This is a genomic window from Paramagnetospirillum sp. (assembly GCF_058402745.1).
The window spans coordinates 1-26,203 of record NZ_JBZVFI010000007.1; the positions used below are offsets into that span (position 1 = coordinate 1).

The 26,203-nt window shown below is 68.1% G+C and carries 27 protein-coding genes, 2 pseudogenes and 1 riboswitch; of the genes and pseudogenes, 17 read left to right on the forward strand and 12 right to left on the reverse strand.

The features are described from left to right. Positions 1-576 precede the first annotated feature (576 nt). The 10 genes and pseudogenes from ACV4UZ_RS04865 to ACV4UZ_RS04910 all read left to right on the forward strand — a co-directional run bounded on the left by ACV4UZ_RS04865 (position 577) and on the right by ACV4UZ_RS04910 (position 6,073). A complete protein-coding gene (locus tag ACV4UZ_RS04865; RefSeq protein WP_491599794.1) occupies positions 577-750 on the forward strand; it encodes a hypothetical protein in 174 nt (57 codons plus the stop codon). A gap of 575 nt (positions 751-1,325) precedes the next feature. Next, the gene (locus tag ACV4UZ_RS04870; RefSeq protein WP_491599795.1) at positions 1,326-1,481 is read left to right on the forward strand and encodes a hypothetical protein; all 156 of its coding nucleotides are present in this window, start codon (positions 1,326-1,328) and stop codon (positions 1,479-1,481) included. A 58-nt stretch (positions 1,482-1,539) separates the two neighbouring features. Next, a complete protein-coding gene (locus ACV4UZ_RS04875) occupies positions 1,540-2,145 on the forward strand; it encodes a histidine kinase dimerization/phospho-acceptor domain-containing protein (protein WP_491599796.1) in 606 nt (201 codons plus the stop codon). After that, positions 2,091-2,579, forward strand: coding sequence for a sensor histidine kinase (locus tag ACV4UZ_RS04880; protein WP_491599797.1), 489 nt, complete (start codon positions 2,091-2,093; stop codon positions 2,577-2,579). The genes ACV4UZ_RS04875 and ACV4UZ_RS04880 overlap by 55 nt, the downstream gene beginning before the upstream one ends. A gap of 206 nt (positions 2,580-2,785) precedes the next feature. Further along, a complete protein-coding gene (gene rplM, locus ACV4UZ_RS04885; RefSeq protein ID WP_491599798.1) occupies positions 2,786-3,199 on the forward strand; it encodes a 50S ribosomal protein L13 in 414 nt (137 codons plus the stop codon). Between the two features lie 4 nt (positions 3,200-3,203). Beyond that, positions 3,204-3,683, forward strand: a pseudogene (rpsI, locus tag ACV4UZ_RS04890) (30S ribosomal protein S9). Between the two features lie 661 nt (positions 3,684-4,344). Next, the gene (locus tag ACV4UZ_RS04895; RefSeq protein ID WP_491599799.1) at positions 4,345-4,482 is read left to right on the forward strand and encodes a hypothetical protein; all 138 of its coding nucleotides are present in this window, start codon (positions 4,345-4,347) and stop codon (positions 4,480-4,482) included. A gap of 473 nt (positions 4,483-4,955) precedes the next feature. Next, positions 4,956-5,174, forward strand: a complete 219-nt coding sequence (locus tag ACV4UZ_RS04900) for a hypothetical protein (RefSeq protein WP_491599800.1) — start codon at positions 4,956-4,958, stop codon at positions 5,172-5,174. 260 nt (positions 5,175-5,434) lie between these two features. Further along, entirely contained in the window at positions 5,435-5,878 is a 444-nt protein-coding gene (locus ACV4UZ_RS04905) for a histidine kinase dimerization/phospho-acceptor domain-containing protein (protein ID WP_491599801.1), read from the forward strand. A gap of 24 nt (positions 5,879-5,902) precedes the next feature. Next, entirely contained in the window at positions 5,903-6,073 is a 171-nt protein-coding gene (locus tag ACV4UZ_RS04910) for a hypothetical protein (protein ID WP_491599802.1), read from the forward strand. A gap of 497 nt (positions 6,074-6,570) precedes the next feature. Here the strand turns inward: ACV4UZ_RS04910 and ACV4UZ_RS04915 are convergent, their stop codons facing one another. Then, positions 6,571-8,145 carry a methyl-accepting chemotaxis protein gene (locus ACV4UZ_RS04915; RefSeq protein WP_491599803.1) on the reverse strand — a complete coding sequence of 525 codons (1,575 nt, stop codon included), beginning with the start codon at positions 8,143-8,145 and terminating at the stop codon, positions 6,571-6,573. Between the two features lie 91 nt (positions 8,146-8,236). Further along, positions 8,237-9,214, reverse strand: a pseudogene (locus ACV4UZ_RS04920) (Tar ligand binding domain-containing protein); the annotation flags it as partial. A gap of 91 nt (positions 9,215-9,305) precedes the next feature. On the opposite strand from ACV4UZ_RS04920, the gene ACV4UZ_RS04925 reads away from it, so the two are divergent. Next, positions 9,306-9,452 carry a hypothetical protein gene (locus ACV4UZ_RS04925; RefSeq protein WP_491599804.1) on the forward strand — a complete coding sequence of 49 codons (147 nt, stop codon included), beginning with the start codon at positions 9,306-9,308 and terminating at the stop codon, positions 9,450-9,452. Here the strand turns inward: ACV4UZ_RS04925 and ACV4UZ_RS04930 are convergent. The 9 genes from ACV4UZ_RS04930 to ACV4UZ_RS04970 form a co-directional block, all read right to left on the reverse strand. Next, the gene (locus ACV4UZ_RS04930; RefSeq protein WP_491599805.1) at positions 9,449-9,865 is read right to left on the reverse strand and encodes an ExbD/TolR family protein; all 417 of its coding nucleotides are present in this window, start codon (positions 9,863-9,865) and stop codon (positions 9,449-9,451) included. The two genes, ACV4UZ_RS04925 and ACV4UZ_RS04930, sit on opposite strands and share 4 nt — an antisense overlap. A gap of 7 nt (positions 9,866-9,872) precedes the next feature. Beyond that, the gene (locus tag ACV4UZ_RS04935; protein ID WP_491599806.1) at positions 9,873-10,304 is read right to left on the reverse strand and encodes an ExbD/TolR family protein; all 432 of its coding nucleotides are present in this window, start codon (positions 10,302-10,304) and stop codon (positions 9,873-9,875) included. Next, positions 10,304-10,603, reverse strand: coding sequence for a MotA/TolQ/ExbB proton channel family protein (locus tag ACV4UZ_RS04940; RefSeq protein ID WP_491599807.1), 300 nt, complete (start codon positions 10,601-10,603; stop codon positions 10,304-10,306). Before ACV4UZ_RS04940 ends, ACV4UZ_RS04935 begins: the two co-directional genes overlap by 1 nt. Continuing rightward, complete coding sequence (locus ACV4UZ_RS04945) at positions 10,540-11,103, reverse strand: hypothetical protein (protein WP_491599808.1); 564 nt, start codon at positions 11,101-11,103, stop codon at positions 10,540-10,542. Before ACV4UZ_RS04945 ends, ACV4UZ_RS04940 begins: the two co-directional genes overlap by 64 nt. Continuing rightward, on the reverse strand, positions 11,100-11,696 hold the full coding sequence (locus ACV4UZ_RS04950; protein ID WP_491599809.1) for an energy transducer TonB: 597 nt from the start codon (positions 11,694-11,696) through the stop codon (positions 11,100-11,102). The genes ACV4UZ_RS04945 and ACV4UZ_RS04950 overlap by 4 nt, the downstream gene beginning before the upstream one ends. 5 nt (positions 11,697-11,701) lie before the next feature. Then, complete coding sequence (locus tag ACV4UZ_RS04955; RefSeq protein ID WP_491599810.1) at positions 11,702-13,246, reverse strand: hypothetical protein; 1,545 nt, start codon at positions 13,244-13,246, stop codon at positions 11,702-11,704. After that, a complete protein-coding gene (locus ACV4UZ_RS04960; protein WP_491599811.1) occupies positions 13,246-15,378 on the reverse strand; it encodes a TonB-dependent siderophore receptor in 2,133 nt (710 codons plus the stop codon). The genes ACV4UZ_RS04955 and ACV4UZ_RS04960 overlap by 1 nt, the downstream gene beginning before the upstream one ends. Before the next feature lie 33 nt (positions 15,379-15,411). Next, on the reverse strand, positions 15,412-15,831 hold the full coding sequence (locus ACV4UZ_RS04965; protein ID WP_491599812.1) for a DUF2946 family protein: 420 nt from the start codon (positions 15,829-15,831) through the stop codon (positions 15,412-15,414). A 210-nt stretch (positions 15,832-16,041) separates the two neighbouring features. Beyond that, positions 16,042-16,785, reverse strand: a complete 744-nt coding sequence (locus tag ACV4UZ_RS04970) for a DUF4198 domain-containing protein (protein ID WP_491599813.1) — start codon at positions 16,783-16,785, stop codon at positions 16,042-16,044. Positions 16,786-16,989: 204 nt separating this feature from the next. Next, positions 16,990-17,206: riboswitch (cobalamin riboswitch) on the reverse strand. A gap of 219 nt (positions 17,207-17,425) precedes the next feature. Between ACV4UZ_RS04970 and ACV4UZ_RS04975 the strand changes: the two genes are divergently transcribed. After that, positions 17,426-17,623, forward strand: coding sequence for a hypothetical protein (locus ACV4UZ_RS04975; RefSeq protein ID WP_491599814.1), 198 nt, complete (start codon positions 17,426-17,428; stop codon positions 17,621-17,623). Here ACV4UZ_RS04975 and murI read toward each other — a convergent pair. Then, positions 17,620-18,504, reverse strand: coding sequence for a glutamate racemase (gene murI, locus ACV4UZ_RS04980; protein WP_491599815.1), 885 nt, complete (start codon positions 18,502-18,504; stop codon positions 17,620-17,622). The two genes, ACV4UZ_RS04975 and murI, sit on opposite strands and share 4 nt — an antisense overlap. A 215-nt stretch (positions 18,505-18,719) precedes the next feature. Between murI and ACV4UZ_RS04985 the strand changes: the two genes are divergently transcribed. Genes ACV4UZ_RS04985 through ACV4UZ_RS05005 form a run of 5 tightly spaced genes read left to right on the forward strand, consistent with a single transcriptional unit; the run spans position 18,720 to position 26,193 of the window. Further along, positions 18,720-19,499, forward strand: a complete 780-nt coding sequence (locus tag ACV4UZ_RS04985) for a hypothetical protein (RefSeq protein ID WP_491599816.1) — start codon at positions 18,720-18,722, stop codon at positions 19,497-19,499. 10 nt (positions 19,500-19,509) lie between these two features. After that, complete coding sequence (locus ACV4UZ_RS04990) at positions 19,510-21,603, forward strand: MFS transporter (RefSeq protein WP_491599817.1); 2,094 nt, start codon at positions 19,510-19,512, stop codon at positions 21,601-21,603. After that, entirely contained in the window at positions 21,600-22,625 is a 1,026-nt protein-coding gene (locus ACV4UZ_RS04995; RefSeq protein WP_491599818.1) for an ABC transporter substrate-binding protein, read from the forward strand. The genes ACV4UZ_RS04990 and ACV4UZ_RS04995 overlap by 4 nt, the downstream gene beginning before the upstream one ends. Beyond that, on the forward strand, positions 22,622-23,521 hold the full coding sequence (locus ACV4UZ_RS05000) for a formyl transferase (RefSeq protein ID WP_491599819.1): 900 nt from the start codon (positions 22,622-22,624) through the stop codon (positions 23,519-23,521). Before ACV4UZ_RS04995 ends, ACV4UZ_RS05000 begins: the two co-directional genes overlap by 4 nt. Beyond that, positions 23,500-26,193: a SpoIIE family protein phosphatase gene (locus ACV4UZ_RS05005; protein WP_491599820.1), complete on the forward strand. Its 2,694-nt coding sequence runs from the start codon at positions 23,500-23,502 to the stop codon at positions 26,191-26,193. Before ACV4UZ_RS05000 ends, ACV4UZ_RS05005 begins: the two co-directional genes overlap by 22 nt. Positions 26,194-26,203 lie beyond the last annotated feature (10 nt).

Genomic DNA, 26,203 nt, shown 5'->3' on the forward strand with positions numbered 1-26,203 from the left:
AGCACCAGACCGAGGAACTGCGCCTGGACACGAGACGCCCTTCGAGCACATGGCGGTGGTGATGAAGGACGCCCCCGAGGCCAAGGTGCGCGCCCAGCTGGGCCGCTTCGGCTTCAGCAGGACCGCGCCGACGTCAAGGTCTGGTGGAGCTGGGCGGCGAGAAGTCGCGGCTGACTCTTCGCCCTGATGAGCCGCGAGGCCCCCCATCTGATGATTCTGGACGAGCCCACCAACCACCTGGACATCGACGCCCGCGAGGCGCTGGTGGCGGCGCTCAATGCCTATGACAGGGGCGGTGATCCTGATCAGCCACGATCCCCACCTGATCGAGCTGGCCGCCGACAGCCTGTGGCTGGTGGGCGACGGCAAGGTGCGGCCCTTCGACGGCGATCTGGCCGCCTATCGCAGGACTGCTGACTGGAAACAGGCCCGCGACCGCCGGGGCGCCAGGCCCGACAAGGGGGGCGAGGGCAACCAGCGCAAGGCCGACCGCAAGGCCGCCGCCGACCTGCGTGCCCAGCTAGGCGCCGTTGCGCAAGGCCGCTCAGGCGGCGGAAAAGACACTGGAACGGCTGCATGCACGAGCAGAAGGCCCTTGCCGACAGGCTGGCCGACCCCAAGCTCTATCAGGGGCCGCCGGCCAAGGTCACCGAGCTGCGCCGCCAGGAAGCCGATCTCGCCCGCAAGGTGGAGGAAGCAGAACTGGCGTGGCTGAGCGCGCAGGAGGAGTTGGAGGCGGCGCAGGTATAGGGATCATGCCGCTTCCGGCTCTCGACCTTTAGGTATAGTCTGAATGGTGACGTCTTTCGCCAGGGGGATGCCTCGGTGACTGCCCCCGAGACAGCTGCATATGCCGCCCATTCGCCGGGCTCGCACCGGACTCCCGGCGATCTGCGCCGCCGCCTTTACCTGCTGATGGCGGTCATGGCGGTGGTGGTGGTCGGCTCCGCCACCGCCCTCCTGGTGGAATTGCGCGCCGCCGCCTTCGAACAAGGCGGCCTCGGCCACGGCGGGTGCCGCCCATCTTCTCGACGACAGCATGACCCGGACACTCGCCAGCACCAACGCAACGCGCTGGTGCGCCTGGCGCCGTCCGCCCAGGCCTTCCTGGCGGGAAAGGTGCCCAAGGCTGAAATCGAGCGGGAACTGGCGAGCCTGGAAGCGGGGGCTGCCCCGGAGGGGGGCCATGCTGGTGGTCGACGCCAAGGGCGACCCGAGTCGGCCGCCGCCTCGCGGCCGCCCAGGGCCGGCGGGCCGGTCAACTATGCCGGCCGCGACTATTTCGCCGCCCATCGCGACGGAGCGGAAAGGGTAGGATCGGCCCCATGGTCATGGGCTCCTCAGCCTGGTGCCGGTGTTCACCGTCAGCCGTCGCCTCGACGCCCCGGGCGGCGGTTTCGGCGGGCTGGTGGTGGTCGGGGTTCTACGCCAACTTCTTCACCGATTTCTACAACACCCTGGGCCTGGGGGCGTCCTCCTAATAATCGGCGCCAATACCGGCGGGCGGGTGATGCTGCGCCAGCCCGACCCGAGAAATACGTGGGCCGCCCCACTCCCAACAATCCCATCTTCGCGGCGGCGGCGGTCCAAAGGGTGGGAACCATCCGCGTTCAACTCGCCGGTGGATCAGGTGGAGCGGGTGGTCTCGTACCGCAAGCTCACCGAGTTCGAAGTCATGGTCAGCGCCGGCATGGCGGTGGACGACATCCTTGCTCCCTGGCGGCAGACCGCGCTGGTGCTCGGGGCCGTCGTCGGCGCTGGTGCTCCTGGGGCTGGGCGGCATGGCCGCCACCACTTTCCGCTCGCTCGGCCGCGAGGAGCGGGCCATCGCCACCCTGGAGCAGAAAGTGCCGGGCGCGGACCGCCGAGGCGGAACAGCGCGCCGACGAGGCCCGCCAGGCCAACGAGAGCAAGACCCGCTTCCTGGCAGCCGCCTCCCACGATCTGCGCCAGCCGCTGCAGGCCGCGGGCATGTTCGCCGAGGTGCTGGCCGGCCAGTTGGAGGACGACCCGCGCAAGCTGAAGGTGGTGGACCGCCTGCGCCAGAGCATCGAGGCGACCAATTCCCTGCTGGCCACCTTGCTGGACACGTGTCGGCGCTGGAGGCCGGCAAGATCAGGCCCAATGTCAGTTCCTTCCGCCTGATGCCCCTGCTGGCCGGGCTGGTGGACCAGATCGAGCCCGAGGCCAGCGCCAAGGGGCTGGCCATCGGGGCGGTTCCCACCTCGCTGACCATCCGCAGCGATCCGGTGCTGCTGGAACGGCTGCTGCGCAACCTGCTGGTCAACGCGGTCCGCTATACCGAGACCGGTCGAGTGCTGATCGGGTGTCGCCGCCGGGGCGCGATGGTGGCGATTCAGGTGCTCGATTCCGGGATCGGCATTCCCGCCGACAAGGCGCAGGCGGTGTTCGATGATTTCGTCCGCCTGGACAGCCCCGCCGAGCGGGGCGGCGACCGGGGCCTCGGCCTCGGCCTTGGCGTGGTGCGGCGCATGGCCACCTTGCTGGACCATCCCCTCGAACTGCGCTCGATACCCGGAAGAGGCTCGTGCTTTGGGGTGGTGGTTCCCAAGGCGTAGAGCGGGCCTCAGCGCGCGGTATCTTGATACCGCTTGACTAACATGTTGATTTATAATGATTTAATTGCTGTTGACTTGGGCGCGTGCTGTGGCATCTCCGCGCCCTCGACGCCCCGGCTTTTCGGGGCGACGCCAACTGGTTTTGCCGTGGGTGCCATGAAGACCTTTAACGCCAAACCGTCCGAAGTCTCGAGGAGTAGAGGGTCGTGATCGACGCGGACGGCGTCGTGCTCGGCCGCCTGGCCAGCATCGTTTCGATGCGCCTGCGCGGCAAGCATCTGCCGACCTACACCCCGCACGTGGACATGGGCGATAACGTGATTATCGTCAATGCCGAGAAGGTCAAGCTGACCGGCAACAAGCTCGCCGACAAGCGCTTCTACCTGGCATACCGGCCATCCCCGGCGGCATCAAGGACCGTACACATGGGTCAGCTGCTGTCCGGCCGCTTTACCCAGCGGGTCATCGAGAAGGCCGTGGAGCGCATGATCACCCGTGGTCCGCTCGGCCGCCAGCAGATGAAGAACCTGCGCGTCTATGCCGGCCCCGCCCACCCGCACGAGGCCCAGGCCCCCGAGGTGGTGGACGTCGCGTCCATGAACCCGAAGAACAAGAGGTAGTCCCATGGCCGATCTCTCCAGCTTGGCTGACCTGAAGGCCGCCTCGCCGGTCCAGGCTCGCCCCGTGCATGAGCGCAAGGTCGATGCCCAGGGCCGCCCCCCCTCCTACGCCACCGGCAAGCGCAAGAACGCGCGTGCGCCCGCGTCTCGGGTGAAGCCCGGTTCCGGCAAGATCATCGTCAACGGCCGCGAACTGCCGGTGTACTTCGCCCGTCCGGTGCTGCGCATGATCATCAACCAGCCGTTCCAGGCGGCCCGCGTCGAGAACCAGTTCGACGTCCACTGCACCGTCACCGGTGGTGGTCTGTGGGTCAGGCCGGCGCGCTGCGCCACGGCATCAGCCGTGCGCTGACCTTCTTCGATCCGGGCCTGCGCCCGGCGCTGAAGGCCGGCGGCTTCCTCACCCGCGATCCCCGCGTGGTCAAGCGCAAGAAAGTACGGCAAGCACAAGGCCCGTCGTTCGACCCAGTTCTCGAAGCGCTAAACTGGGTTGGCCATCGGCCGCAAGGATCAAGGGCCCGGAGGTTTCCTCCGGGCCCTTTTTCATTTCCGGCGCGTGCCGCCTACTGGTAGCTGGCGGTGGTCTTGTCGGTGTTCTTGTTGTAGCGGATGGTGATCTTGCTCACCGAGCACAGATCGATGTCGTGCCAGACGGCGCTGGAATCATCCTCGGTGTAGACCACCTTAAGATCCCGAACTCGCAGCTCTTTTCCGCGCGCTTGAAGGTGATGTGGACGGATTCCCCGTCCCCCAGCGTGTCGCGGCCCATGACGTCCTCGCCCCACGCGTCGGCGTGGCCGGGCGAGACGAAAACCGCGTTCAACTCGTAGCCCCGGCCTCCTGTTGACCAGGGTGAAATCCTGCTTGGCTTCGGCGGCGAGGGCCGAGGTCGCCACCCCGGACAGCAGAAGCGCGGCAAAAAACCGTCCCATCGATACCCCCTTTGAAAGATGCATTCTATATGACCATTCATATAGAATATGGGTTATGAATGATGATGGCGGTCCGATGTTCCGGGTGTCAATCGCAATGCCGGGCCGTAGAGTGCCGGATTGTGGCGGAATGTATCCCACTGTTTATTGTCCTGTCCGTATGGGATGCGGAGCGGTAAGGGATGAGTGGGCGGGAAAATTGGATCGGCAGGCTTGGCGCCCCCCGTTCTGATGGCGCTGTGGCTGCTGCTGCCCGGGTGGCCCGGGCAGGCAGAGTTGCCGCCCGTGGTCGTGCTGGCCGGGAATGCCGCGTCCCATTCCCTCGATGGCCGGATGGCCGCCCATCCATGACGACGGCTCCGGCACCATCTCCGACATGGTGAACAAGGCGTTTTCCGCGCCTGTTCCCGCCATCACCACCGGTGTGCTGTGGCTCCGCCTCCAGGTGATGCGCGAGGCGGGGCAGCCGGCCGACTGGATCCTTGCGTTCGGCGAGCCCGACATGGATGACGTCCGGTGTCTACGTCCCCGATGCCGCCGGCACCATAGAGCGAGACGCGGCTGGGCCGCCGCATTCCCAATCGCGACCTAGGATCTGGCCGCCGGCCTGCACGCCGCCCGCCTGACCCTGCCCGAAGGCCGGCCGGTCACCATCCATCTGCGCCTGGCCTCCCACCACAAGATCCGGGTGGAACAGGCGGCCCTGTGGCGGCCTTCGGCGCTGATCCAGGAAGAGGCGCGGCGCTCGGCGCTGTACGGCCTGCACATGGGGGCGCTGCTGGTGGTGGTGGTGGTCGCCGCCCTGTTCGGCGCCTGGCTGAAGGATGAGGCTGATTTTGGCCTATGCCGCCTATGTCGCCACCATCTTCTGCCGGGGAATGGTCCATACCGGCCTTGCCCCGCTGATCTTCTCCTCCGTAGGCGCGACACCAACTACCTGCTGGGCGGCATCGGCCTGCTCGGCGGCAGCGCGGCCTGCCGCCTGCTCTTCTTGGGACGCGGCCGACCTCGACCTGCACGCCTTCCTCGTCGCGGCTGTTTGATCGGCGAAGCTCGGGCTGATCCTTCTCGGAATGGCCCTGGTGCTGCATCCGTCCTTTCATCTGGTGGTGCTGCCGACCCAGGCGCTGGCGGCGGCGGGGGACTGGCCGGGATGGTTCCTGGCCGTCCGTCAGGCTGTCCGGCAGCCCGACGACGTGGCGATCCGCATCTACATGCTGGCCTTTCTGCCGGTGGTGATCGCCTGGGGTGTCGAGGTGGCCGCCAGGATGACGCCAGCAGTTCCGCCAATTTGGGGCGGAGCATGGACATCGGCGCCAGCATCCTGCACGTCGCCCTGCTGTGCGCCGCCCTGGCCTATCGGCTGCGCCTCATTCAGCAGGCCCGTCTGCGGGCCGAGGCGGCCCTGGTGGGCGAGCAGGTCACCCGCCAGCGCCTGCGCACCTTCTTCGACATGGTCGCCCACGAGTTCAAGACGCCGCTGGCCATCATCGACAGCGCGGTGCAGGTGTTGGAACTGGATCTGGGCAAGCCGCGGCCCGAGGTGTCGGAACGCTTCACCGCCATCCGCCGGGCGGTGCGCCGGCTGGTCAAGCTGATCGAGACCTGCCTGGCGGGCGAGCGTGACACGGCGCTGGCCATGCGGTTGCAGCCCATGGCGCCGGCCGATCTGCTGGAAGCGGGTGGTGGAGCGCAACCGCGAACCGGACCGGGCCGACATCCTGGTCACCGCCTCGGATCTGCCTGAATAAGCTGCGTCGCCGACGCCGAATTGCTGGGAATCGCGCTGGACGCCCTGATCGACAACGCTGCAGGCGCTATGGCCCCGCCGACCAGCCGCTGGAGATTCACGCCCGGGGAACCCGGGACCGCCTGGAACTTCTGGTGGCCGATCGAGGGCCAGGGAATCGCCGATGCCGAGGCCGAGCGGGTGTTCGAATGACTTCTGGCCGAGCTGGCCACCAGGGGCATTCCCGGCACCGGCATCGGCCTCCATCTGGTCAAGGCCATCGCCGAGATGCATGGCGGCAGCGTCACGTGCCGCCGCCCGCGAGGGGGGCGGCGCCGAATTCGCCGTTTCGGTTCCGCTCAGAGCTTGATGCCGTAGCGGATGGCGCCCCAGTGGCGCTTGCCCACATGGATTCGGGCAGTCGATCTCCTTCAGCACCCCACGAAATTGCCGCCGCCCATGTCGCGGGCGTAGGTCTGCGGGCCAGGTATTCCTTGGTGTTGCGGGCGGCCAGGATGCCGGTGCGGTCGTCGAACATGCGGCGGTTGCGGCAATTGGCGGTGTTCCACACCGGCTCGCCGGGGCGTTGCGGCTGGGAATAATCTTGTTGTGGGTGGCGATGTAGCCGTTGCGGTCGGCGACGCAGCAGAACACCCGCGCGGATCGGATAGCCAGCACGGTGTCGATGATTCCGGGCACCACCTGGTCGGTCAGCGCGCTGTGCGGCGCCAGCATTCTGCTGGGGGTCGGTGTCGGGAATGGGGGTGTACTGGCTTTTCGAACAGATCGGCCAGGCTGATGCGGCCGGCGGCCACCGCCTGCTCGAAGGCCTGGGCGACGTCGGCGGCGGCCTTGCGGGCCGCGTCGATGAAGGGGGTGCTCCCTTGGCCCTGGGCGGCCTCGATGGCCTCGGCCAGCCTCTTCCTGGAATCCGACCCCACCTTCAGGTACTGGCACTGGATGCCGAGCTTGCTGCCCAGGATGGCCTTGGTGGGAATCTCGCCGATGCCGGGGAAGGTGATGGAGCCCGTTTCACCCTCGAGCTTGGGGGCGTTGCCCACCACGAGGAGGGCGCCCATCACCGAGATGTCGCCGGTATGGCCGGTGAAGGTCTGGCCGGCGAAGTTGGCGGTGAATTCCAGCGAGGCCGGGATGCGCTCAACGGAACGGCGGTTGCCGCCGTAGGAGGTGCGCAGGATGACGTTGAGGCGGCGCTGCAGGGCGCCGATGTCGTGGTTGACCAGCATGGACAGCTCGCTGACCTTGCGCGCCGTGACGCCGGTCTGCTCCGACGCCTTCAGCACGTCGGCGGCGGCTTCGGCCACGTCGCGGGTATGGTCGGCGGCCTGGACGGCGCTGGACATGATCTCGCCGGTGGCGGCGCGCTGCTCGTCGGCGGAGGCGGCGATCTGGCCGGCGATCTGCTCCATGTCGCGGATGGTGTCGGCCACCGCCTCGACGGTGGCCACCGCCTGCTGGGTGGTGCTTTCGATGTCGCGGGCCTGGGCGTTGACCCGGCCGATGGCGTCCTCGGTCTGCTCGGCCAGTCCCTTGACCTCGGAGGCGACCACGGCGAAGCCCTTGCCGGCGTCGCCGGCTCGGGCCGCCTCGATGGTGGCGTTGAGCGCCAGCATGCGGGTCTGCCCGGCGATGGTCTGGATCAGGCTGACCACGTCGCCGATGCGCGCCGTGGCCTCGGTCAGGGTTCCGACGCTGGCGCTGGCGTCGTCCACCCGCCGGCGGGCGGCCTCGCTGTGCTCGGAGCTGCGCTGGATGCGCGCCGTGATCTCGCGCGACGAGGCCTCCAGTTCCTCGGTGGCCCCGGCCACGGTCTGAACGTTGCCGCTGGTGATCTCGATGGCGCGGGCCACGGTTTCCGACTTGCCGCGCACCTCCTCGGCGGTGGAGAGCAGGCGGGCGGCCCCTTCCTTCAGGCGCTCGGCCTGGGTGGAGATTTCCGCCACCGTGTTGTCCACCTCGCCTTCCAGCAGCTCGGTGAGGTTGAGCATCTCGCTGCGCAGCTTGTCCTGCGCCTTGCGGGCATTCTCGCCGCGTTCCTGGACGCCGTAGGCCAGCTTGGCCTCCATGGCGCGCAGCATGGCGTTGGAGCGGCGGAACTCGCGCACCGGCTCGCTCGGAATTTCGTGGGTGAAGTCGCCCCGCGCGATGGCGTTGAAGTGGTACTCCAGCGAGCTGATGGGACGGTTGAGGTAACGGACCAGCAGCCAGGCCATCAGCGCGGCGAGGGCCGTGCCCAGAACCAGGGTGACCAGCCCCAGGCGCATGTGGTGGCCGTAATCGTTGCGGGCGCCCTCGGTAAAGCTCGGCCGCCTGGCGCAGCTGCAGGGTGATCAGGTCCTTCTGCACCTCGTGCACCTGCTCGAACAGCGGCTGCACGGTGGTGGCGTTGTGGCGGCCCAGCGCCGGGGCATCGCCTTTTTCCGCCAGTTCGATGGCGGCCAGCAGCCCCTGCTGGATGAAGTCCTTGCGCCGCGTTTCGAAATCGCCGGCCAGTTCGGCCTCGTCGCCGGCCAGCGGGTTGGCGCGATAGGCCTGCCAGACGGCGGAGATGTGCTCGACATTGGCGCGGATGCGCAACGCCCGGCGGGCGACCGCGTCCGGCTGGCCGTTGATCAGGTCGATATGCATCTGCTGGGTGAGCAGCATGTTCTCGCGCATGCGATCGACCATCTCGACGAATTGTCCGGCCGGGACGGTGCGCTGCTCGTAGACCGTCCTGAGGGCGTCGTTGGAATCGGCCATGCCGTCCAGGGTGAACCAGGCGACGGTTCCCATCACCATCACCAGCACGGCGATGATCAGGGCGAGGCGGCCGGCGATGGAGTGAAAGCCCCTTCCGAGGCGGGCGCCCAGGGTGGTGCTGACCACCTGGCCTTCCTCGACCTTGATGTCGCGGGCCCTGCCGGCCCGGATGTCCTCGTAGAGCCGTTCGGCGGCCTCGACCTGGGCGCGGGTGGGGGCGGTGCGGATGGAGATGTAGCCGGTGATCTCGCCGCCTTCCATTTCCGGAGTGGCGTTGGCGCGGACCCAGTAGTGGTCGCCGTTCTTGGCGCGGTTCTTGACGATGCCTTCCCACGGCTTGCCGGCCTTGATGGTGGCCCACAGGTCGGCGAAGGCCGCCGCCGGCATGTGGGGATGGCGGACCAGGTTGTGGGGGGCGCCGATCAGCTCTTCCTCGGAATAGCCGCTGATCTCGACGAAGGCCTGGTTGACGAAGGTGATGCGACCGCCAAGGTCGGTCTTGGACACCAGGATGGTGCCTTCGGGGAGTTCGATCTCGTGGTTGGTGATCGGCTCGTTCACACGCATCTGAAGGTTCACCCCGCCTGACATATACCGGGGGTATGTATGCCCCGCCGAAAGGGCTGCTGTCTACCTGCCCGTTCGTCCGGTCGGGGCTGTAAGCCTCTTATACGCAAGAAACATGATGTTGGGCCGGCTCCGTCATCTCCACGTCGTCCTGGGCGGCGAGAGGCCGCGCCTGCTGCTGGCGCTCATGGTGCCGGCGGTGTGCGCCGGGATGACCGGCGCCCTGGTCCTGCCGCCCGAGGACCCGTTCTCCCTGGATTAATCCAGGAACCGTTCGGCCCCCACCACGCCCAGCTTGGTGACGCCCTGGTGCTGGGCGGCAGCCATCACCCCGGCCACGTGGGCGTAGGCCACGGCCTTGTCCGGGCGGACGTGGACCTCCGGCGGATTGGCGGCGGTGGCCGCCCGGCGCAGCCTGGCCTCCAGGTCGGCGCGGTCGGCGACCAGGTCGCCGTTCCAGCCCACCCGGCCCTCGGCGTCGATGTCGATGCGCACCACCTCGGGCAGGATGGCGGCGGGCGGCGGCGGGCCGTCGGGCATGTCGAGGCGCACCGAATGGGTCTGCAGCGGAATGGTGATGATCAGCATGATCAGGAGCACCAGCATCACGTCGATCAGCGGCGTGGTGTTGATGTCGATCAGCACGTCGGGGTCGTCTGTTTGTTCGTCGAACATGGTGGCCTCAGCGTGGCGGCGGTTCGGTGATGAAGCTGACCTTGGTGATGCCGGCCCGTTGCGCGGCGGCCAGAACGCGGCCCACATGCTCGTAGGCGACGTCGCGATCGCCGCGGATGTGGATTTCCGGCTGGGGAACCTTGGCGGCGGCGGCGTCCAGGCGGGCGGCGAGGTCGGCGCGGGCGGCAAGGCCTTCCTCGTTCCACCACACCTTGCCGGACCGGTCCACCGCCACGGTGACGTTGCCGGGCTGGGTGATCGTGGGCTGGTTGGCCTCCTTGGGCAATTGCAGCGGCACGGTGTGGGTCACCACCGGAATGGTGATGAGGAAGATGATCAGGAGCACCAGCATCACGTCCACCAGGGGCGTGGTGTTGATGGCCGACATCACGCCGTCCTCGTCGTCGCCGTCTCCGGCCGGGCCGAGCGAGATGGCCATCAGCGCACCACCCTGAGGCCGGCATTGCCGCCGGACCCGGCCAGCAGCACGGCGTGAAGGTCGGCGGCGAAGGCGCGGACCTTCTCGGCCACCAGCTTGTTCCTGCGGACCAGCAGGTTGTAGCCCAGCACGGCGGGCACGGCGACGGCCAGACCGAAGGCGGTCATGATCAGCGCCTCGCCCACCGGGCCGGCCACCTTGTCGATGGCCGCCTGGCCGGCGATGCCGATGGCGGTCAGCGCGTGGTAGATGCCCCAGACGGTGCCGAACAGCCCGACGAAGGGGGCGGTGGAGCCCACGGTGGCCAGGACGGCCAGTCCACCCTGCAGGTCCAGACGATCTCGCCCACCGAGCGCTGGATGGACATGGTCACCCAGGTGTGCAGGTCGATCTTCTCGGTCAGCGAGCCTTCGTGGTGGCGGGTGGCCTCGAGGCCGGCGGAGGCGACGAAGCGGAAGGGGCTGTCCTCGGCGAGGGCGCGGGCGCCCTCGGCCACCGAGGCGGCCTTCCAGAACCCGGCCGCCGCCGCCTTGGCGTGGCGCAGCATGCGGGCCTGCTCCACCAGCTTGACCGCCAGGATGTACCACGACGCCATGGACATCAGGGCCAGGATGATCAGGGTGCCCTTGGAGACGAAATCGCCCTGGGCCCACAGGGCGTCCAGGCCGTAGGGATTGTCCACCACCTGCTTGGCGGCGGCATGGGCGTCATCCGCGTGGGCCGCAAGGGCGGGAACGGCCAGCAGCAGGACGGGCAGGGCGGCGAGGGCGATACGGAGCATGGTGTTGGTTCCGGTCATTGCAGTTTCCAGACATAGCGGATGCGGGCCCAGGAGCGTTCGGGGCGGCCGTCGGTGGTGCCGGGCTTGAAGCGGCAGAGCGCCAGGGCGGCGCGCGCCGCCTCGTCCAGGCGCTCGAAGCCGCTGGAGGATTCGACGAGGCTTTCCATCACCGAGCCGTCGGCCTCGATCAGGAATTTCAGCACCACCGCCCCGCTTTCCTCGGCCCGGCGGGCGGCGGGGGGATATTGCGGCGGCTTGCAGGGCCGGCCCTGGTCGAGGGCGGGCTGCACCCTGACGGGCGCCTCGGCCGCCACAGGGGCGATGACCACCGGCGGCGGGGGCGCGACGGGGGCCTCCTGGGTGACGGCGGTGATGGCGGCGGGCGGCGGCGGCGCCTGGGGACGCACCTTGGGGGGCGGCACGTAGGCGGGCGGCGGCGGCTTCACCACCTTGGGCGGCGGCGGCTCGGCCTTGGGGGGCTCGGGCGGCTTGACCAGTTCGGCGACGATCTTGGTCTCCAGCGGCGCCTTGATGAACTCCACCGCCTGATGCCCCAGCCCGTTGACCAGGGCGTAGATGGCGGCGGCGTGCAGCAGGGCGACGACGGTCAATCCCGTCAGTCGGCGTCTGGGCGGTTGGCGGAAGGGGGGGCGTAACTCACGATGCGTGTCTTCCCACGATGACGGCGGTCTTCGATGGTGCGGAATGCCATAGCCGCAGCCGCCGTATTCCCAGCAGCAGGCCGGTGACGCAGAGCACCAGTCCCGCCGCCAGCAGGCCCAGTTCGACGCCGATGCGCAAGGGCTCGGACGTTCTGAGCCCCGGCAGGTCGAAGGTATGCAGCCCGTTGTACAGCCAGCGCTGCAGGCGCCTTTGCGGCCCCATGACGGTGACGATCCGCCCTTCGGCGGCATCCACCTGGACCCAGGTTTCCCCCGAATCGTCCAGGGTGGCGCGCCACAGGGCGTCGTTCCGGCTTCGCGAGACGGCGACCAGATGGGCATGGAAGTCGCCGGGGGGGATGGGGGCGAAGGCCCGCAACCCGTCTCCGGGCCAGGCCGTGCGGATGGCGGCGGCCAGCGCTTCCGGCGGACAGCGGGACGGGCCGGGCGGCGGGATCGTCGGCGGGCACCACGGCCCGTCCTTCCGCCGCCTTGCCCAGCAGCCAGGGCCGGCCGGCCAGGGCCACCACTTCCAGTTCGGCGAAGGGGGCGACGCGCCCCAGATCGGCCAGGGAGATTGTGGAGGCCGCCGCCGCCGGGGACATCCCCCGGAAGGCGTGGACCTCGTGTCCGTGGGGGTGGCCCGAGGGGAAGATCCGGCCCCGGTCCACCGCCAGCAGGCCGCTGAACATCCAGGTCAGGGTGACCAGCCCGGCGCCCAGGCCGAACAGATGGTGAAGGCGGTGATTGCCGCGAAACACCGTGACGGCGCTCCGCCCCGGTATGCGCAGCGCCTTGGCGGAGCGCCAGACGCCCACGGCCATGCCGGTGGCGGTCAGGGCAAGGCCGGCCCACGACACCCACCACAGGATGTCGCCCCACAGCACCGGATGCCGGCGCAGGGGGACGATGTAGACCCAGTGGACGACCGAGCCCAGCCAGTTCCAGGCCCTGGCCGCCCGATCGGTACGCTGGACCACCTCGCCGGTGCGGGCCGAGACGTAAAGCTCGGTTCCCGCCGAATCCACCATCTCCACCCGGTGGAAGGGGCGGCGGGAATCGTAGCGCTGATGCACGGTCCACAGGTCGCGGTCGAGCGGCCCCGCCACCGTCCCGGCGGGACGGCCGGCGAAGGCGGCGGCCACCGCCGCCGCCTCGTGCCCCGAGAGGAGGGGGGCGGGAAGTCCGTCCGTCGCCTGCACCGCCACCACCGGCCCGGTCTCCGGCTCGATGAGGTAGAGCGGAACGCCCGGCCCCGCCGCCAGCCGGATGCGGGCGGGCTCGGCCACGCCCGAGGCGGCGACGGCCCGGGCGGGGGTGACCCCCACCGCCGCCAGATCCACCGCCGGGGCGTGGGCGAGCCGTTCCGCCGGCTGCAGCCGGGGATAGGGGACGAAGATCATCACCGCCCCGCTGACGAACCACAGGGTGAACAGCAGGCACAGGCCCACCCCCAGCCAGCGGTGCGTCAGGGTCAGGATGCGGTTCAGCCGCTTCATCAGAACTTGACCGACACCGAACCCAGGACGGTCAGGGGCTCGCCGGGCATCACCCGCAACGGGCCCAGCGCGCTGGAATAGTATCCCTTGTCCAGCAGGTTGTTGACGTTGAGCGCGAACTTCACCCGGTCGTCCAGCTTGTAATAGCCCAGCAGGTCGATCTTGGCGTATTCCGGCATGTAGACGGTGCTGCCGTCCGCCACCACCCGCTTGCCCACATAGGTGACGCCGCCGCCCAGGCCCAGGCCGGCCAGTTCGCCCTTCTGGAACTCGTAGACCGAGAGCAGGGGAATGGAGTGCATGGGAATGTTCTGCAGGTTGGAGCCCCGGGGCAGGCTGGGGTCCTGCAGGATTTCGGCGTCCACATAGGCATAGCCGCCGGTCACCCGCCACTCGGGCGTGATGTTGCCGGTGACGGCGAGGTCGAAGCCCCGGCTCCGCACCTTGCCCGAGGTCTTGGCGTAATTGGTGTCGTCGGGGTCGGTCACCGAAGCATTGTGCTTGACGATGCGGTAGACGGCGGCGCTCACCGACAGGCTGTCGTCCAGCAGGTCGGCCTTGACGCCGGCCTCGGTGCCCAGGCTCTTTTCCGGCTCGATCATCTTGCCGCTGCGGTCGGTGGCGGCCACGTCCGGGTTCTTGTTGAACGACTTGGAGACGTTGACGTAGGTCGAGACCGTCGGCGTGATCTTGTAAAGCAGGCCGGCGCGGGGGCTGACGGCGCTGCGCGACTGATTCATCTGCGGCCCGAAGGGGGCCAGGGCGCGGTTGCGCTGTTCGTTGTGCTGGTCATAGGCATCCCAGCGCAGGCCCACCTGCAACTGCAGCGCCTTGGTCAGTTCGATCTGGTCCTGGGCGTAGACGGCATATTTGTTGGTGCTGTCGTACGAATCCGAGCGGTTGGTCAGGGCGGGCCGCGCCGTGTTGGTAATGGGCGACCAGATGTTGATGGACGTGGCGGTGGCGTAGTCCCGCCGCTCGGTGGACTGGCTGATTTCCAGTTCCACCCCGGTCAACAGGGTATGGCCCAGGCCGAAGGTGGAAAAGTGCCCGACCGTCTCCACCTGGGCGGCCCCGGCGCTCCAGTAGTAGTCCCGCAGATGGGCGCGCCGGGTCAGCACGCCGGTGGTGGCGTTCAGGGACACCGCGTCGGTGGCGTAGCCCCACATGCTGCCGTTCTTGGCCATCACCAGGGTGCGCAGGGTCCAATCGGCGTTGAGGTCGTGCTCCAGCCGCAGCGACCCCATCAGATTGTCCATGGCGATGCGGTTGTCGTTGGGCTCGCCCAGGAAGCGGTTGGCGGGCAGCGCCTTGACGTCGCCGTTGACCGCCACCACGCCGCGATCGAAGGTCCGTTCGTCGTGCAGGTATTCCAGGTCGAACACCGCGCGGGTGTCGCCGCTGCCCTGCCACGACATGGTGGGCGCGAACAGCCGGCGGTGGGAGCTGACATGGTCGCGGAAGCTTTCCCTGTCCTCGACCGCCAGGTTGACGCGGCCCAGGATGGATTTGTCCGCCTCGGGGGCGATGTTGACGTCGGCGGTGCCGCGATAGGTGTTGAACGAGCCGAACTCGGCCTTGATCTCGGTGAAGGATTCGTTCAGCGGCTTCTTGGTGATGATGTTGTACATGCCGCCGGGATCGCTGCGGCCGTAGATCTGGGCCGACGGCCCCATCAGCACCTCGACCCGTTCCACGTTGGCGGCATCGGAGGAGGAATCGTAGCGCCGGCCGGCGGTGAAGCCGTTGCGCGCCGAGATCGAGGTGCGGAAGCCGCGCATGATGCTGTCATAGGTGTTGAGGCCGCCGAAGGTGTTGCCCTTGGCGGTGCCCGGCACGTATTCCAGCGCCTTGTCGGCGGTGGAGGCGTTGGTGTCCTCCAGCACCGCCTTGGGCACCACCGTGACGCTCTGCGGCGTGTCGATCAGGGGAGTGTCGGTCTTGGTGGCGCTGGCCGAGCGCTTGGCGCGGTAGCCCTGGACCGGGCCGTCGGCGGTTTCCCTGCCGGTGGAGATCACCACCTCGGGCATATCGGGGGCGGCCTCCTGGGCGAGGGCGGGAACGGCCAGCAGAAGGGCGAACAGGGACACGGAGGCGCGCAGCGGCGCGCGGCAATGGAATGCGGCAGGCATGGGAATCCTCGAAAAACCGAACGGGAACCGGGTTCAGGCGATGCGAGGATCGGCGGGAGGCGCGCGGGAGCGGGCGAAGACCGGGCGCGTGGATGCCGGGGTCTGGTCATCGACGGCGGGAAGGCGCGCTTCTTGCGCCCGACCGGGAAGAGGAGTCTGGGGGACGGCCCCGGCGGCGGCCGGCGTTCCCGCCATGGGCAGGCAGAAGATGCAGTGCTTGACCTGGGACGGCGAGGCCGGATCCTGGTCCGGTGCCGCCTCGCTCTTGCCCTCGTGGCACAGCGAGGATTGCAGGTCGGCGCGGAAGGCCGCCTCGCCGGCCTGGGCGGCGATGCCACCCAGGTCGAGCAGCGGCACGGCCAGCTGCAGGCAAAGGGCGAGCATCAGCAGGCGGGCGACGGACGAGGCCCGGCTCCGCAGATGATGCATCACTCCGTACATGCGCAAAGCCATAATATAAAAACACTCTAATTCGCTATTGCGAAAGATTATCGTGTAGGCCTCGCCCTTCCTGGAGTCAATGGCGAAGTGTTCGGGATGAATTGATCCCCTTCCGGCGCCGATACTGACACCGTGAACGGCGCTCCGGCAAACTTCATCTTTTGAGTGCTGACGTCTGAACATTGGAGTCTGGCCGGGCCGGAAGGGAATATAAGTATATTCTTAAGGACGAACGATGGTCAGGGCGGCGGCCATCTGGTCCTTGGCGGCGAGATTGGGAAAGGTTCCCGGCCCCTGGTGCTCGACGAGCAGCACGGTTTCCCCCGGCAGAAGGTCCACGGCGATGAGCCCCCGGCCGTCGGCGGCGACCGTCACCGGCGGGTCCGCCTCGGTCTTGCCGTCGCCGATCTCCACCTTGGCTCCCGCCAGGGGCTTGCCGGCGTAGTCCACCCGCAGCCGCAGCTTCTCGCCGGGCTTCAGGCCATAGGGGTCGGCCAGGGGCACCAGTTCGAGACGGTGACCGGCGGGCCGGGTGCTTCCCGCTCCGTCGAGCAGCAGCTTGGCGTACTTCTCCGACCAGACGCTGCTCAGATTGTCGGGCAGGTTGTGGCGGCTGGTGTTGCGGTAGCCGTCGGCGGTCTTGACCCAAAAGCCGTTGTCGTAGCGGGCGACGACCATGGATGTTCCGGCGGGCAGCGGCACCGACAGGCGGCCGCCGGCCACCTCGAAACGGTCGCGCGGCACGGCGGACTTTCCGCCGCCGCCCATTGCCGACAGCTCGTAAAGGCGGGCCTTTTCCGGCAAGGAAAGGTCGCCGGGATGGCCGTAGCGCACCTCGACGCGTCCGGCCTCGACCCCCAGCCACATCTCGTGGGCCGAGGCCGGGGCGATCCCGGCGAGAAGAATCACCGTCCCCAGGGCGGCGTGGGCACGGACTTTGAACTGGTGAAGGGAAATCTTTCGCATGGTGGACTCCGGGCAAGGATGGGCCTGCTCCGCGGCCAGGGGCGGCCGCGGATGGACCGGACACGCGACGGCGGGCCGGTCAGGACAACGACATTCGATCCGGTCGGAGAGCGGGCGGGCACCCGGAATCCGAACGGGACGACGACAAACACGTCACCACGTTCGGAAGAGACTTCCGTACCGCTGAGACACCCCGCTCGAACGGATGGGCGACGGCGTGAGGCAGGTCTCCTGGCTTGCGGGTCACCGTCTTGGTCCAGCCTTCCCGGGGAATCCCCAGTGGCATCTTCGGACAAAGACTTACCGCTCACAGTTGCGGGGGCAGCCACGGTTTCGGCCCCGATCGGGTCGTCCTCACCGCGTTCCCATTTTAATCCCCAGGACTTTGTCCGGCGGGGAACCAGCACGCGCTTCAAGAGGTACACTCGCCGCGTCGAGACGGTCAAGCCGGCGGATCGGGCATAGACCGAATGGGGCGTGCACGTGGATCCGGCATAGGACTTCGGATGGAGTCATGCCTGAATCCGTCGGACTGCGTCACATGGACTCACAAATCCTTTCGCTTCGAAGCTGGCCTGCCCGATCAATGGGTTCCATCCTGAAGTGGACAGATTCCAACGGACGGCATTCGGGGCAGGACATGAACGGCTCACTCATCGGGATCATCGGCAGCGCCATCGCCGCCGCTCGGCGGATGGGCCTGGATTGCGCCGAGGAGCGCGACGCGGCGCGGGCGGTGCTGCTGGCGCGCGATTCGAGCCTGACCCCGGGTGTCGCCCGTATCCTGGTGGACGAGCTTTATTCCCAGGCCACCGGGGACTGCCCCGCCTCCTGCTAGAGGTCGGCCAGTTCCACCGCCGGCGACGGCCCCATGGCCGGGAACAGCCTGCCCACCATGCGGGAAAAGCGTTCCGGCGCGTCGGTGGAGATCAGCCGCAGGCCGCCGCCGCTTCCCTTGGGAGCCTCGCGCCCCCGCAGCATGCGGACCAGCATGGAGGACGTCGCCTCGGCGCAATCCACCAGGGTAACGTCCGGCCCGGCCAGCCGGGCCAGGGCGGGGGCCAGCAGCGGGAAATGGGTGCAGCCCAGGACCAGGCAATCGCCCTTCTCGCTGCCCTCGAACAGCGATTCCAGGTAGTGGCGGGCCACGCTCTCGACGATGGGGCCGTCGGTCAGCCCTTCCTCGGCCAGGGCGACGAACAGCGGGCAGGGGACGCAGCGGACCCGGGCGTCCCCGCGCCGCCGCGCGATGGCGCGCTCATAGGCCCGCGAGCGGCAGGTTCCTTCGGTGGCGGCCACCACGATGCGCCCTTGGGCCGATGCCCGCGCCGCGCCGTCGGCCCCGGCCTCGACCACGCCGAGGACCGGCAGGTCCGGAAAGCGTTCGGCAATGGCGTCCAGCGCCACCGCCGAGGCGGTGTTGCAGGCCACCACCAGGGCCTTGATCCCCTTCTCAACCAGAAATTCAGCCGCCTGGACCGCGTAGCGGGTCACGGTGCGCGGCGACTTGGTGCCGTAGGGCTGGCGGGCCACGTCGCCCAGGTAAAGCAGGCGTTCATCGGGCATGCTGCGTCGAATGGCTGCGGCGACAGTCAGTCCGCCCACCCCGGAGTCGAAAATTCCGACCGGATATGTCGCTTGTATAGCATCGGATGAGGTGAACACTGTATGCCCTTGTGGTGAAGTCATTGGAATCTTTTGCTCGAGGTTCCATATCATTGGTCAAGGGGAGAAGATTCTCCGAAATTCCTGGGAATTCAGCCCGCCGCGCTCTTGGACGGCTTCGGTAAATATCCTATAAACGGAACCTGCTTCTAATCGCTTCGGCGGCCGGGTTCAACCGTTGCCCGGTGGGAAGGATACGGGTCTTGGAATTGATGGGGCAATCCAGTATCGCGGGCGGAGGTGGCGCCTGCCTTCCTCCGGCGCGTCCCGTGCGCTGGTCGCTGGCGCGCAAGGTGTCGCTGGCCCTGGTCTCCATCCTGCTGTCCACCCTGCTGGTGACCGCCTTCTTCGCCTACTACAAGTTCGAAAGCGTCTATTCCGCCCAGGTGCAGTCGCGCTATTCCTTCGTGGTGTTCACCATCAAGAAGCGGATCGAGGACAGTCTCAACCTGGGGTTCGCCCTGCGTCAGCTGCGTCAGGTTCAGGAGATCATCGAGCGCGAGAAATCCCGCGACGCCCAGATCCTGGCGGTGGAGGTCTACGACCACCGGGGCGAGGTGCTGTTCGACACCGATCGCGGCGCCATCGGCACCAGGGTGCCGGATTCCCTGGCCGAGGCCATCCGCAGCGGCATGCAGCAATCGTTCAGCGTGGTGGACGAGGACAACCTGATCGTCGGCCTGCCCCTGGTCAACAGCCTGGGCAAGGTGGAAGGCGGCGTGGTGCTGCGCTATCCCACCGCCTATGTGGAGAAGGGCGTTTCCGGCCTGCTGGGCCAGTTGCTGAAAAGCATCGCCATGGCGTTGCTGGCGGCCTCGGCGGTGGCGGTGGGCGGGCTTTACATCCTGTTCGGCGTCGTCGGGCGCAAGCTGGGCAGCATGGAGAAGGCCATGGGCGAGGTGCTGTCCGTGGGCGGCCACGCCGTGCCCGAGGCCGGCGGCGATTCCTTCGAGGAACGTTTCGCCGAATTCGTCGGCAAGACCCGCGAGACCATCGACCACGTCAGGGACGCCACCGACGAGGTCGGCCGTCTCGACCGGCTGATGTGAGGGGGCGGCCATGATCCTCGACCGCACCCGGCCCCTGTTCGTCCGCCTGCTGCTGCTGGTGATCCTGGTGCTGGTGCCGCCGGTGGGGTGGGTGGCCCATCAGGCCACCGACGAGTTCAGCCGTGGCCTGGTTCCCGAGATGGACAAGAAGGCCGAGGCCATCGGCCGCGACCTGGAAGCGTCGGTGGAGCGGGCGGTGGGCTACGGCATTCCGCTGGACCAGCTGCGCGGGGTGGGGGAGTTCTTCGCTCCCGTCCTGGCCGCCAATCCGGAGCTGCGCTATCTGGCGATCACCGATCGCGGCGGCAAGGTGCTGTTCGCCGAGGGCGCCGAGCGTTTCGCCCTGGAAGCCGTCTATGGCGGGGCCGATTTCTCCGCCGAGATGGAGCATCCGCGCAAGGTCTCGGTGGGCGGCTTCATCGACATGGCGCTGCCGCTGACGGTCAAGGGCGGGCGCATCGGCCACATCCACGTGGGCATGGACCAGGACTACGTGCGGGGCCGGCTGCAGGAGATTCTCATCGACTTGGGCGTCGTCACCCTGGTGGCGCTGCTGGTGGCGGTGGAAATCCTGCTGTTCGTGGTCACCTTCAACATCACCGGCCCCATGCGGGTGGTGGGGATGGTGATGGACCGGGTGCGGCGCGGCGATTTCAGCTGTTCCGCCGGAGTGACCTCCGACGACGAGGTGGGGCGTTTCGTCCACGGCTTCAACGGCGCCATCCGGCTGGCCGACCAGCTGTTCCGCCGGCTGGAGGCCTACATGGACGAGGTCAAGGCCGCCCATTTCGACCAGGGCGTGGTGGAAAAGGTCAGGGACATCGAATCCCGGGTGCGCTTCCTGTTCCGCTTCGCCCGCAGCGGACAGCCCGAGGTCATCAACGAGCACCAGGCCACCGACATCCGCCTGCCGCTGTTCCTGTTCGTGTTCGCCGAGGAGATCTCGCGCTCGTTCATGCCGCTCTACATCCGCGATCTCTATGCCCCCATTCCCGGCCTTTCGCCCGAACTGGTCATGGGGCTGCCCATCGCGCTGTTCATGCTGGTGATCGCGCTGGCCTCGCCGTCGGCCTCGCTGATGGCCAACCGGCTGGGGGCGCGAAGGGTGTTCCTGATCGGCCTGGTGCCGGCCACCATCGGCTTCGTCATGTCGGCGCTGGCCATGACGGTCTACGACCTGATCCTCTGGCGCCTGGCCACGGCGCTGGGCTATGCCTTCATCACCATGGCCTGCCAGGGCTACATCGCCCAGGTGTCCAGGCAGCAGAGCCGGACCCAGGGACTGGGCGTCTATGTGGGCGCCGTGCTGACCGCCAGCGTGTGCGGCACCGGCATCGGCGGCGTCCTGGCCGAGCGGGTGGGATACCGGGTCACCTTCCTGGTGGCGGCGGCCCTGACCGTCATCACCGCCATCCTGATCTGGCGCCTGCTGGACAGCGCCCAGCCGGTGGGCGAGGGGCCCAGCCCGCGCAAGCGGGACTTCCTGCGCCTGCTTCGCAACTGGCGGTTCTCGGTGCTGGTGGCCTTCGCCGCCATTCCGTCCAAGATGGCGCTGACCGGCTTCCTGTTCTTCCTGGTGCCGCTCACCCTGTCGCGGAACCCGTCGCTGGACCTGGGCGACATGGCGCGGATGATGATGGCCTACCCGGTGGCGGTGGTGCTGCTGTCGCCCCTGGTGGCCCGCTTCGCCGACCGGGTGGGCTGGCGGGCCGGGCTGGTGGCGGCGGGGGGGCTGATCGGCGGCGCCGGGCTGGTGCTGCCCGCCTTCTGGGGCGAACCGGTGCTGGCCATGCAGGCGGCGATCCTGCTGCTGGGCATCTCGCACGGCCTGTCGGCCTCGCCGCAGCTGGCGATGATTCCCGATCTGTGCTGGACCGAATGCCGCGCCATCGGCCAGACCAACGTGCTGGCCTTCCTGCGTCTGGCCGAGCGCATCGGCAGCTTCGCCGGCCCCCTGCTGGCGGCCGCCCTGATTCCCGTCTGCGGCTACGAAGGTTCGGTGGTGGCGCTGGGCTGGGTGGTGCTGGCCATGGCGACGGTGTTCGCCCTGTTGTCCTTCGCCTATCACGCCGGTCCCCACATCGAGGCGGAGTGGGACGCATGAGACGCCTCTTCGCCCCGATCCTGATGCTTTGCGCCCTGCTGCTGGCGGGGGCCGCCCCGGCCGCCGAGCCGCAGGCCAAGCCGTTCCGCATCTACATGGCCCTGTGGCGGGGCTGGGAGGACGCGGCCCAGGGCTTCAAGGACTATTTCGCCAACCAGGGCATTCCGGTGGAGCTGATCGTCCGCGACGCGGCGCAGGACAAGAGCAAGCTGCCGGGCTTCGTCGCCGAGGCCAAGGCGCTGAAGGTGGACCTGGTGTTCACCTTCGGCACCACGGTCAGCGAGGAGATGCTGGGCCGTTTCGACACCGTCGACCCGGCGCGGCACATCACCGACATTCCCGCCGTGTTCCTGGCGGTGTCCCAGCCGGAGGGCGGCGTGGTCCCCAGTCTGTCGTCGTCGGGGCGCAACATCACCGGAACCCTCTATCTGGTGCCCATGGAGACCCAGGTCAACCTGATCCAGTCCTACCGGCCGCTGAAGCGGCTGGGGATGATCTACAATCCGCTGGAGCGCAATTCCCAGGTGGCGGCCACCCAGCTGGAAGGCATCGGCAAGGCCTCCGGCTTCGAGGTGGTGGCGCTGCCGGTGGAGGTGGAGGGCGGCAAGCCCCGGCCCGAGAGCATTCCGGCCAAGGTGGCCGAGATCAAGGCGGCGCGGGTGGATTTCATGTACTTCCCCCCCGACACCTTCCTGACCATCCACCGGGACGTGCTGACCCAGTCGGCGCTGGACCTGGGGCTTCCCATCTTCGCCGCCGCCGAGAACCCGGTGGTCAATTCCAAGGCCATGTTCGGCGGCGTCTACCGCTATTACACGGTGGGCCAGCTGACCGCCTACAAGGCCGAGCAGATCCTGGTCCGCAGGATTCCGCCCAAGGACATTCCCATCGACGCCCCCAAGCGGCTGTCGGTGCTGATCAACATGCCGGTGGTGCGCCAGATCGGTCTCTTCCCCCCCATGAAGCTGATGGGGCTGGCCGAGATCATCGACCGCGCCGAGGCCAAGGAGAACAAGCCTTGATCACCCCCCAGCCGCCGCTCCGCATTCTCGTCTGCACCAAGATGGACCTGGCGGGGGCCTTGATTCTCAACACCCTGCTGCCGCATCTGGCCGGCGACACGGTGACGGTGCTGATGAGCGAGAAGACCCGGCCGGTCGAGAACACCGTTCCCGAACTGGCCGAGATCAAGTTCCACGAGCGCGACCTGCCCATGGACATCCTGTTCCCGCTGATCGACCGGGCGGGAATGGAGGGCGCGCCGCTGCTCACCTTCGCCGGGCTCTCCGCCCGCTACGGCGTCGCCATCCAAAGCATCTCCGACCTCAACGGTCCCGAGGGCGAGGCCCGCATCCGCGCCTTCGCGCCCGATTTGACCATTTCGGCGCGGTTCTCGCTGATCTTCAAGCCCAACACCTACGACATTCCGCGCCTGGGCACCTACAACGTCCATCCCGGCGCCCTGCCGCGCTATGCCGGGCTGTTCGCGCCGTTCCGCTGCATGCTGGACGGCTCGGACTCCATCGGCTGCACGCTCCACCGGGTGGACAAGGGCATCGACACCGGCCCCATCGTCGGCATCGGCTACCTGCCCATCCGGCGCGACCGTTCCCTGCTGTGGCACGTGGTCAACACCTACCGGCCGGGGCTGGACCTGTTCCTTGCCATGCTCGACGGGCTGCGCCAGGGCCGCCTGCCCGAATACGCGCCGCAGGACTTCACCCAGCGCCAGTACGGCTCGCTGCCCGGTTCCGAGCCCTTCGCCGCCTTCAAGGCCAAGGGGCTGAAGCTGTTCGAGCCGGCCGAGTACCTGGAGATCCTGTCGGGCTTCCTGCCGCCCAACATGGCCATGCCCAGCGCGGTGGCCGACGCGGTGGCCAACGGGCGGGGGGATGCATGCTGCTCCGCACCCGCGTAACGCTCATCGTCACCGTCACCTATTCCCTGCTGGTGGCGGGGCTGTTCTTCGCCGGCGTCAAGAACGAGGAGCTGGCCGACGAGCGCTATGTCCAGGCCACCCTCAACGGCCAGCAGATCTTCTGGGACAAGCTGGTGGAGAACACCGTCCAGCGCCTGGAGGCCGCCGCGCCGCTGCTGGCCGCCAACCACGAGATGATCGCCGCCATCGCCCGCAAGAGCCCGAGCGAGGCGCGCGAGGCGATGGCCCCCACCCTGGCCGGGCTGAGCCGGCGCGGCGTGGGACGGGTCGAGATCGTCGGACTGGACGGCGACCTGCTCTTCACCTCGCAGGGATCCCTGCTGGACACGCCGCTGGTGGATGCCGGCACGGTGCGGCAGATCGCCGAAAGCGGCAAGGCGCGCACCGGCATCACCCAGAACAGCGACAAGCAGTTCATCGCCGCCATCACCCTGCCGCTCGCCGGGCTGGACGGGACGGTGGCGGGCGTCGCCACCGTCCTCTCCGACCTGCGGCCGCCGCTGGAGGAGTTCAAGGCCTCCACCGGCTCCGACGTCTTCCTGGTGGACCGCGCCGGAAGCATGACCGACGGCACCAACGACCTGCTGTGGAAGGTGTTCGAATCCAAGATATCGGTGCGCAAGAGCCGGCTGGAGACCTGGCGCGACGGCTCGCGCTTCTATTCCGTGGTGGTGTTCCCGCTGGCCGACGGCGAGGGACGGGTGATCGGCGCCCTGGTCAGCGTGCGCGATTCCACCGACACCCAGGCCCGGCAGCATGAAATCCGCCTGATCGCCATCGGGGCGGTGGGCGTGTTCCTGGTGTTCGTGCTGGCGGTGTTCTCGCTCTATCTGCGCCGCTCGTTCGATCCCCTGGACCAGGCCATCGCCGTGCTCAACGCCCTGTCGCGCGGCGACACCTCGGTGATGCTGGACGTGCGCCACGAAAACGACGAGATCGGCCGCATCGCCAGCACGGTGGGCGTGTTCCGCGAGAACGCCATCAAGATCGACCTGCTGGAGGAGCGGCGCGAGCGCCAGCGCCGCCGCCAGGAACTGTTCATCCGCCTGCAGATGCTGCGCCTGTCCGAGATGCTGGAGCAGGACGCCCGCGAGGCGGTGCTGGACGATCTGCGCCAGATCGAGGCCCTGTCCAACCGGACGCTGTCGGGCGACGAGAGCGGCGACGGCTCCAAGGGCGAGCTGGAGGTGCTGGCGGTGGCCTTCCAGACCATGTCGTCGCGCATCCGCGAGCAGCACGAACGCCTGGAATCGCTGATCGCCGAACGCACCCGCGACGTGGAGATCCTGCGCGAGGCCCTGCGCACCCGCGACCAGCTGGCGGCGCTGCGCCAGGAACTGGATTTCGCCCGCGAGCTGCAGCTGTCGTCCCTGCCCCAGGTGTTTCCGCCCTTCCCCGACCGGACCGAGTTCCAGATTCACGCCTCCATGGTGCCCGCCAAGGAGGTGGGTGGCGATTTCTACGACTTCTTCCTCATCGACCGCCACCATCTGGGCTTCGTCATCGGCGACGCCTCGGGCAAGGGCGTGCCGGCCGCCATGTTCATCGCCATCACCCGCTCGTTGGTCAAGGCGGTGGCGCCGCTGTCGAGCAGCCCCGGGGAATGCCTGGCCTTCGTCAACACCATGCTGGCCCGCGACAATCCCCAGACCCTGTTCGCCACCTGCTTCTACGGCGTGCTCGACACCCGCACCGGCGAGGTGGGCTTCTGCAACGCCGGCCATCCGCCGCCCATGATCGTGCGACGCGACGGCATGGTACAGGCCATCCGCGACGTTTCCGGCGTGGCGCTGGGCGTGCTGGAGGACCTGGAATACGAGACCGGCGGCTTCCGCCTCGATCCCGGCGAGGTGCTGCACCTCTACACCGACGGCGTCACCGAGGCCCAGGATTCCGACGACGTCCTCTATGACGAGCCGCGCCTGATCGCCGAACTGGGCCGCATCGAGGACAGCGACCCCGAGGCGGTGATCGCCGGAATCCTGCGCTCGGTCGAGGCCTTCGTCGGCACTGCGCCACAATTCGACGACATCACCATGTTGACGCTGCGCTTCGATCGGGCTTCCATGGATGCGGATGCGCCCATGGAAGCCCGGCCGAGGCTGATGCTCACCGGCTTCCCGGCGACGGGAGGGAACGACATGGATGGCGGGCCGACGGCCAAGCCGGGACAGGATTTCGTGGCGCCGCCGCCCGCGCCCGCCACTTCGTCCGTTCCCGTGGAGATGGAGCCCGACCGGGTGGCCATGGTCATCGCCAATGACGTCGCCGAACTGGAGCGTCTGGCCGAACTGGTCGACATGTTCATCGAGAAACACGCCCTGCCCGAGAAGCTGGCCTTCAACCTCAACGTCTGTCTGGACGAATTGATCACCAATATTATTTCCTATGGATATGACGACGAGGAGGCCCATGAAATCCAGGTGGAGTTCGTCTACGATGGCCGCGAATTCGTGACCCGGATCATCGATGACGCCAAGGAGTACAATCCCTTCACCGAGGCGCCCATTCCCGATCTCGACCTGGACGTCGAGGACCGCCCCATCGGCGGGCTGGGGGTGTTCCTGGTCAAGGAGTTCATGGACGGCACCGAGTACGCGCACGAGGGCGGGCGCAACACCACCACGCTGCGTAAGGCGATTGCGGCATAGGAGAGTTTTT

Bases quoted from the DNA above. Each gene is read 5' to 3' on its own strand.
- ACV4UZ_RS04865 (WP_491599794.1), top strand. From the start codon at position 577: ATGCACGAGCAGAAGGCCCTTGCCGACAGGCTGGCCGACCCCAAGCTC.
- ACV4UZ_RS04870 (WP_491599795.1), top strand. From the start codon at position 1,326: ATGGTCATGGGCTCCTCAGCCTGGTGCCGGTGTTCACCGTCAGCCGTC.
- ACV4UZ_RS04900 (WP_491599800.1), top strand. From the start codon at position 4,956: ATGAGGCTGATTTTGGCCTATGCCGCCTATGTCGCCACCATCTTCTGC.
- ACV4UZ_RS04905 (WP_491599801.1), top strand. From the start codon at position 5,435: ATGGACATCGGCGCCAGCATCCTGCACGTCGCCCTGCTGTGCGCCGCC.
- ACV4UZ_RS04915 (WP_491599803.1), bottom strand. From the start codon at position 8,145: ATGCGCCTGGGGCTGGTCACCCTGGTTCTGGGCACGGCCCTCGCCGCG.
- ACV4UZ_RS04925 (WP_491599804.1), top strand. From the start codon at position 9,306: ATGATGTTGGGCCGGCTCCGTCATCTCCACGTCGTCCTGGGCGGCGAG.
- ACV4UZ_RS04930 (WP_491599805.1), bottom strand. From the start codon at position 9,865: ATGTTCGACGAACAAACAGACGACCCCGACGTGCTGATCGACATCAAC.
- ACV4UZ_RS04935 (WP_491599806.1), bottom strand. From the start codon at position 10,304: ATGGCCATCTCGCTCGGCCCGGCCGGAGACGGCGACGACGAGGACGGC.
- ACV4UZ_RS04945 (WP_491599808.1), bottom strand. From the start codon at position 11,103: ATGACCGGAACCAACACCATGCTCCGTATCGCCCTCGCCGCCCTGCCC.
- ACV4UZ_RS04955 (WP_491599810.1), bottom strand. From the start codon at position 13,246: ATGAAGCGGCTGAACCGCATCCTGACCCTGACGCACCGCTGGCTGGGG.
- ACV4UZ_RS04960 (WP_491599811.1), bottom strand. From the start codon at position 15,378: ATGCCTGCCGCATTCCATTGCCGCGCGCCGCTGCGCGCCTCCGTGTCC.
- ACV4UZ_RS04965 (WP_491599812.1), bottom strand. From the start codon at position 15,831: ATGGCTTTGCGCATGTACGGAGTGATGCATCATCTGCGGAGCCGGGCC.
- ACV4UZ_RS04970 (WP_491599813.1), bottom strand. From the start codon at position 16,785: ATGCGAAAGATTTCCCTTCACCAGTTCAAAGTCCGTGCCCACGCCGCC.
- ACV4UZ_RS04975 (WP_491599814.1), top strand. From the start codon at position 17,426: ATGAACGGCTCACTCATCGGGATCATCGGCAGCGCCATCGCCGCCGCT.
- murI (WP_491599815.1), bottom strand. From the start codon at position 18,504: ATGATATGGAACCTCGAGCAAAAGATTCCAATGACTTCACCACAAGGG.
- ACV4UZ_RS04990 (WP_491599817.1), top strand. From the start codon at position 19,510: ATGATCCTCGACCGCACCCGGCCCCTGTTCGTCCGCCTGCTGCTGCTG.
- ACV4UZ_RS04995 (WP_491599818.1), top strand. From the start codon at position 21,600: ATGAGACGCCTCTTCGCCCCGATCCTGATGCTTTGCGCCCTGCTGCTG.
- ACV4UZ_RS05005 (WP_491599820.1), top strand. From the start codon at position 23,500: ATGCTGCTCCGCACCCGCGTAACGCTCATCGTCACCGTCACCTATTCC.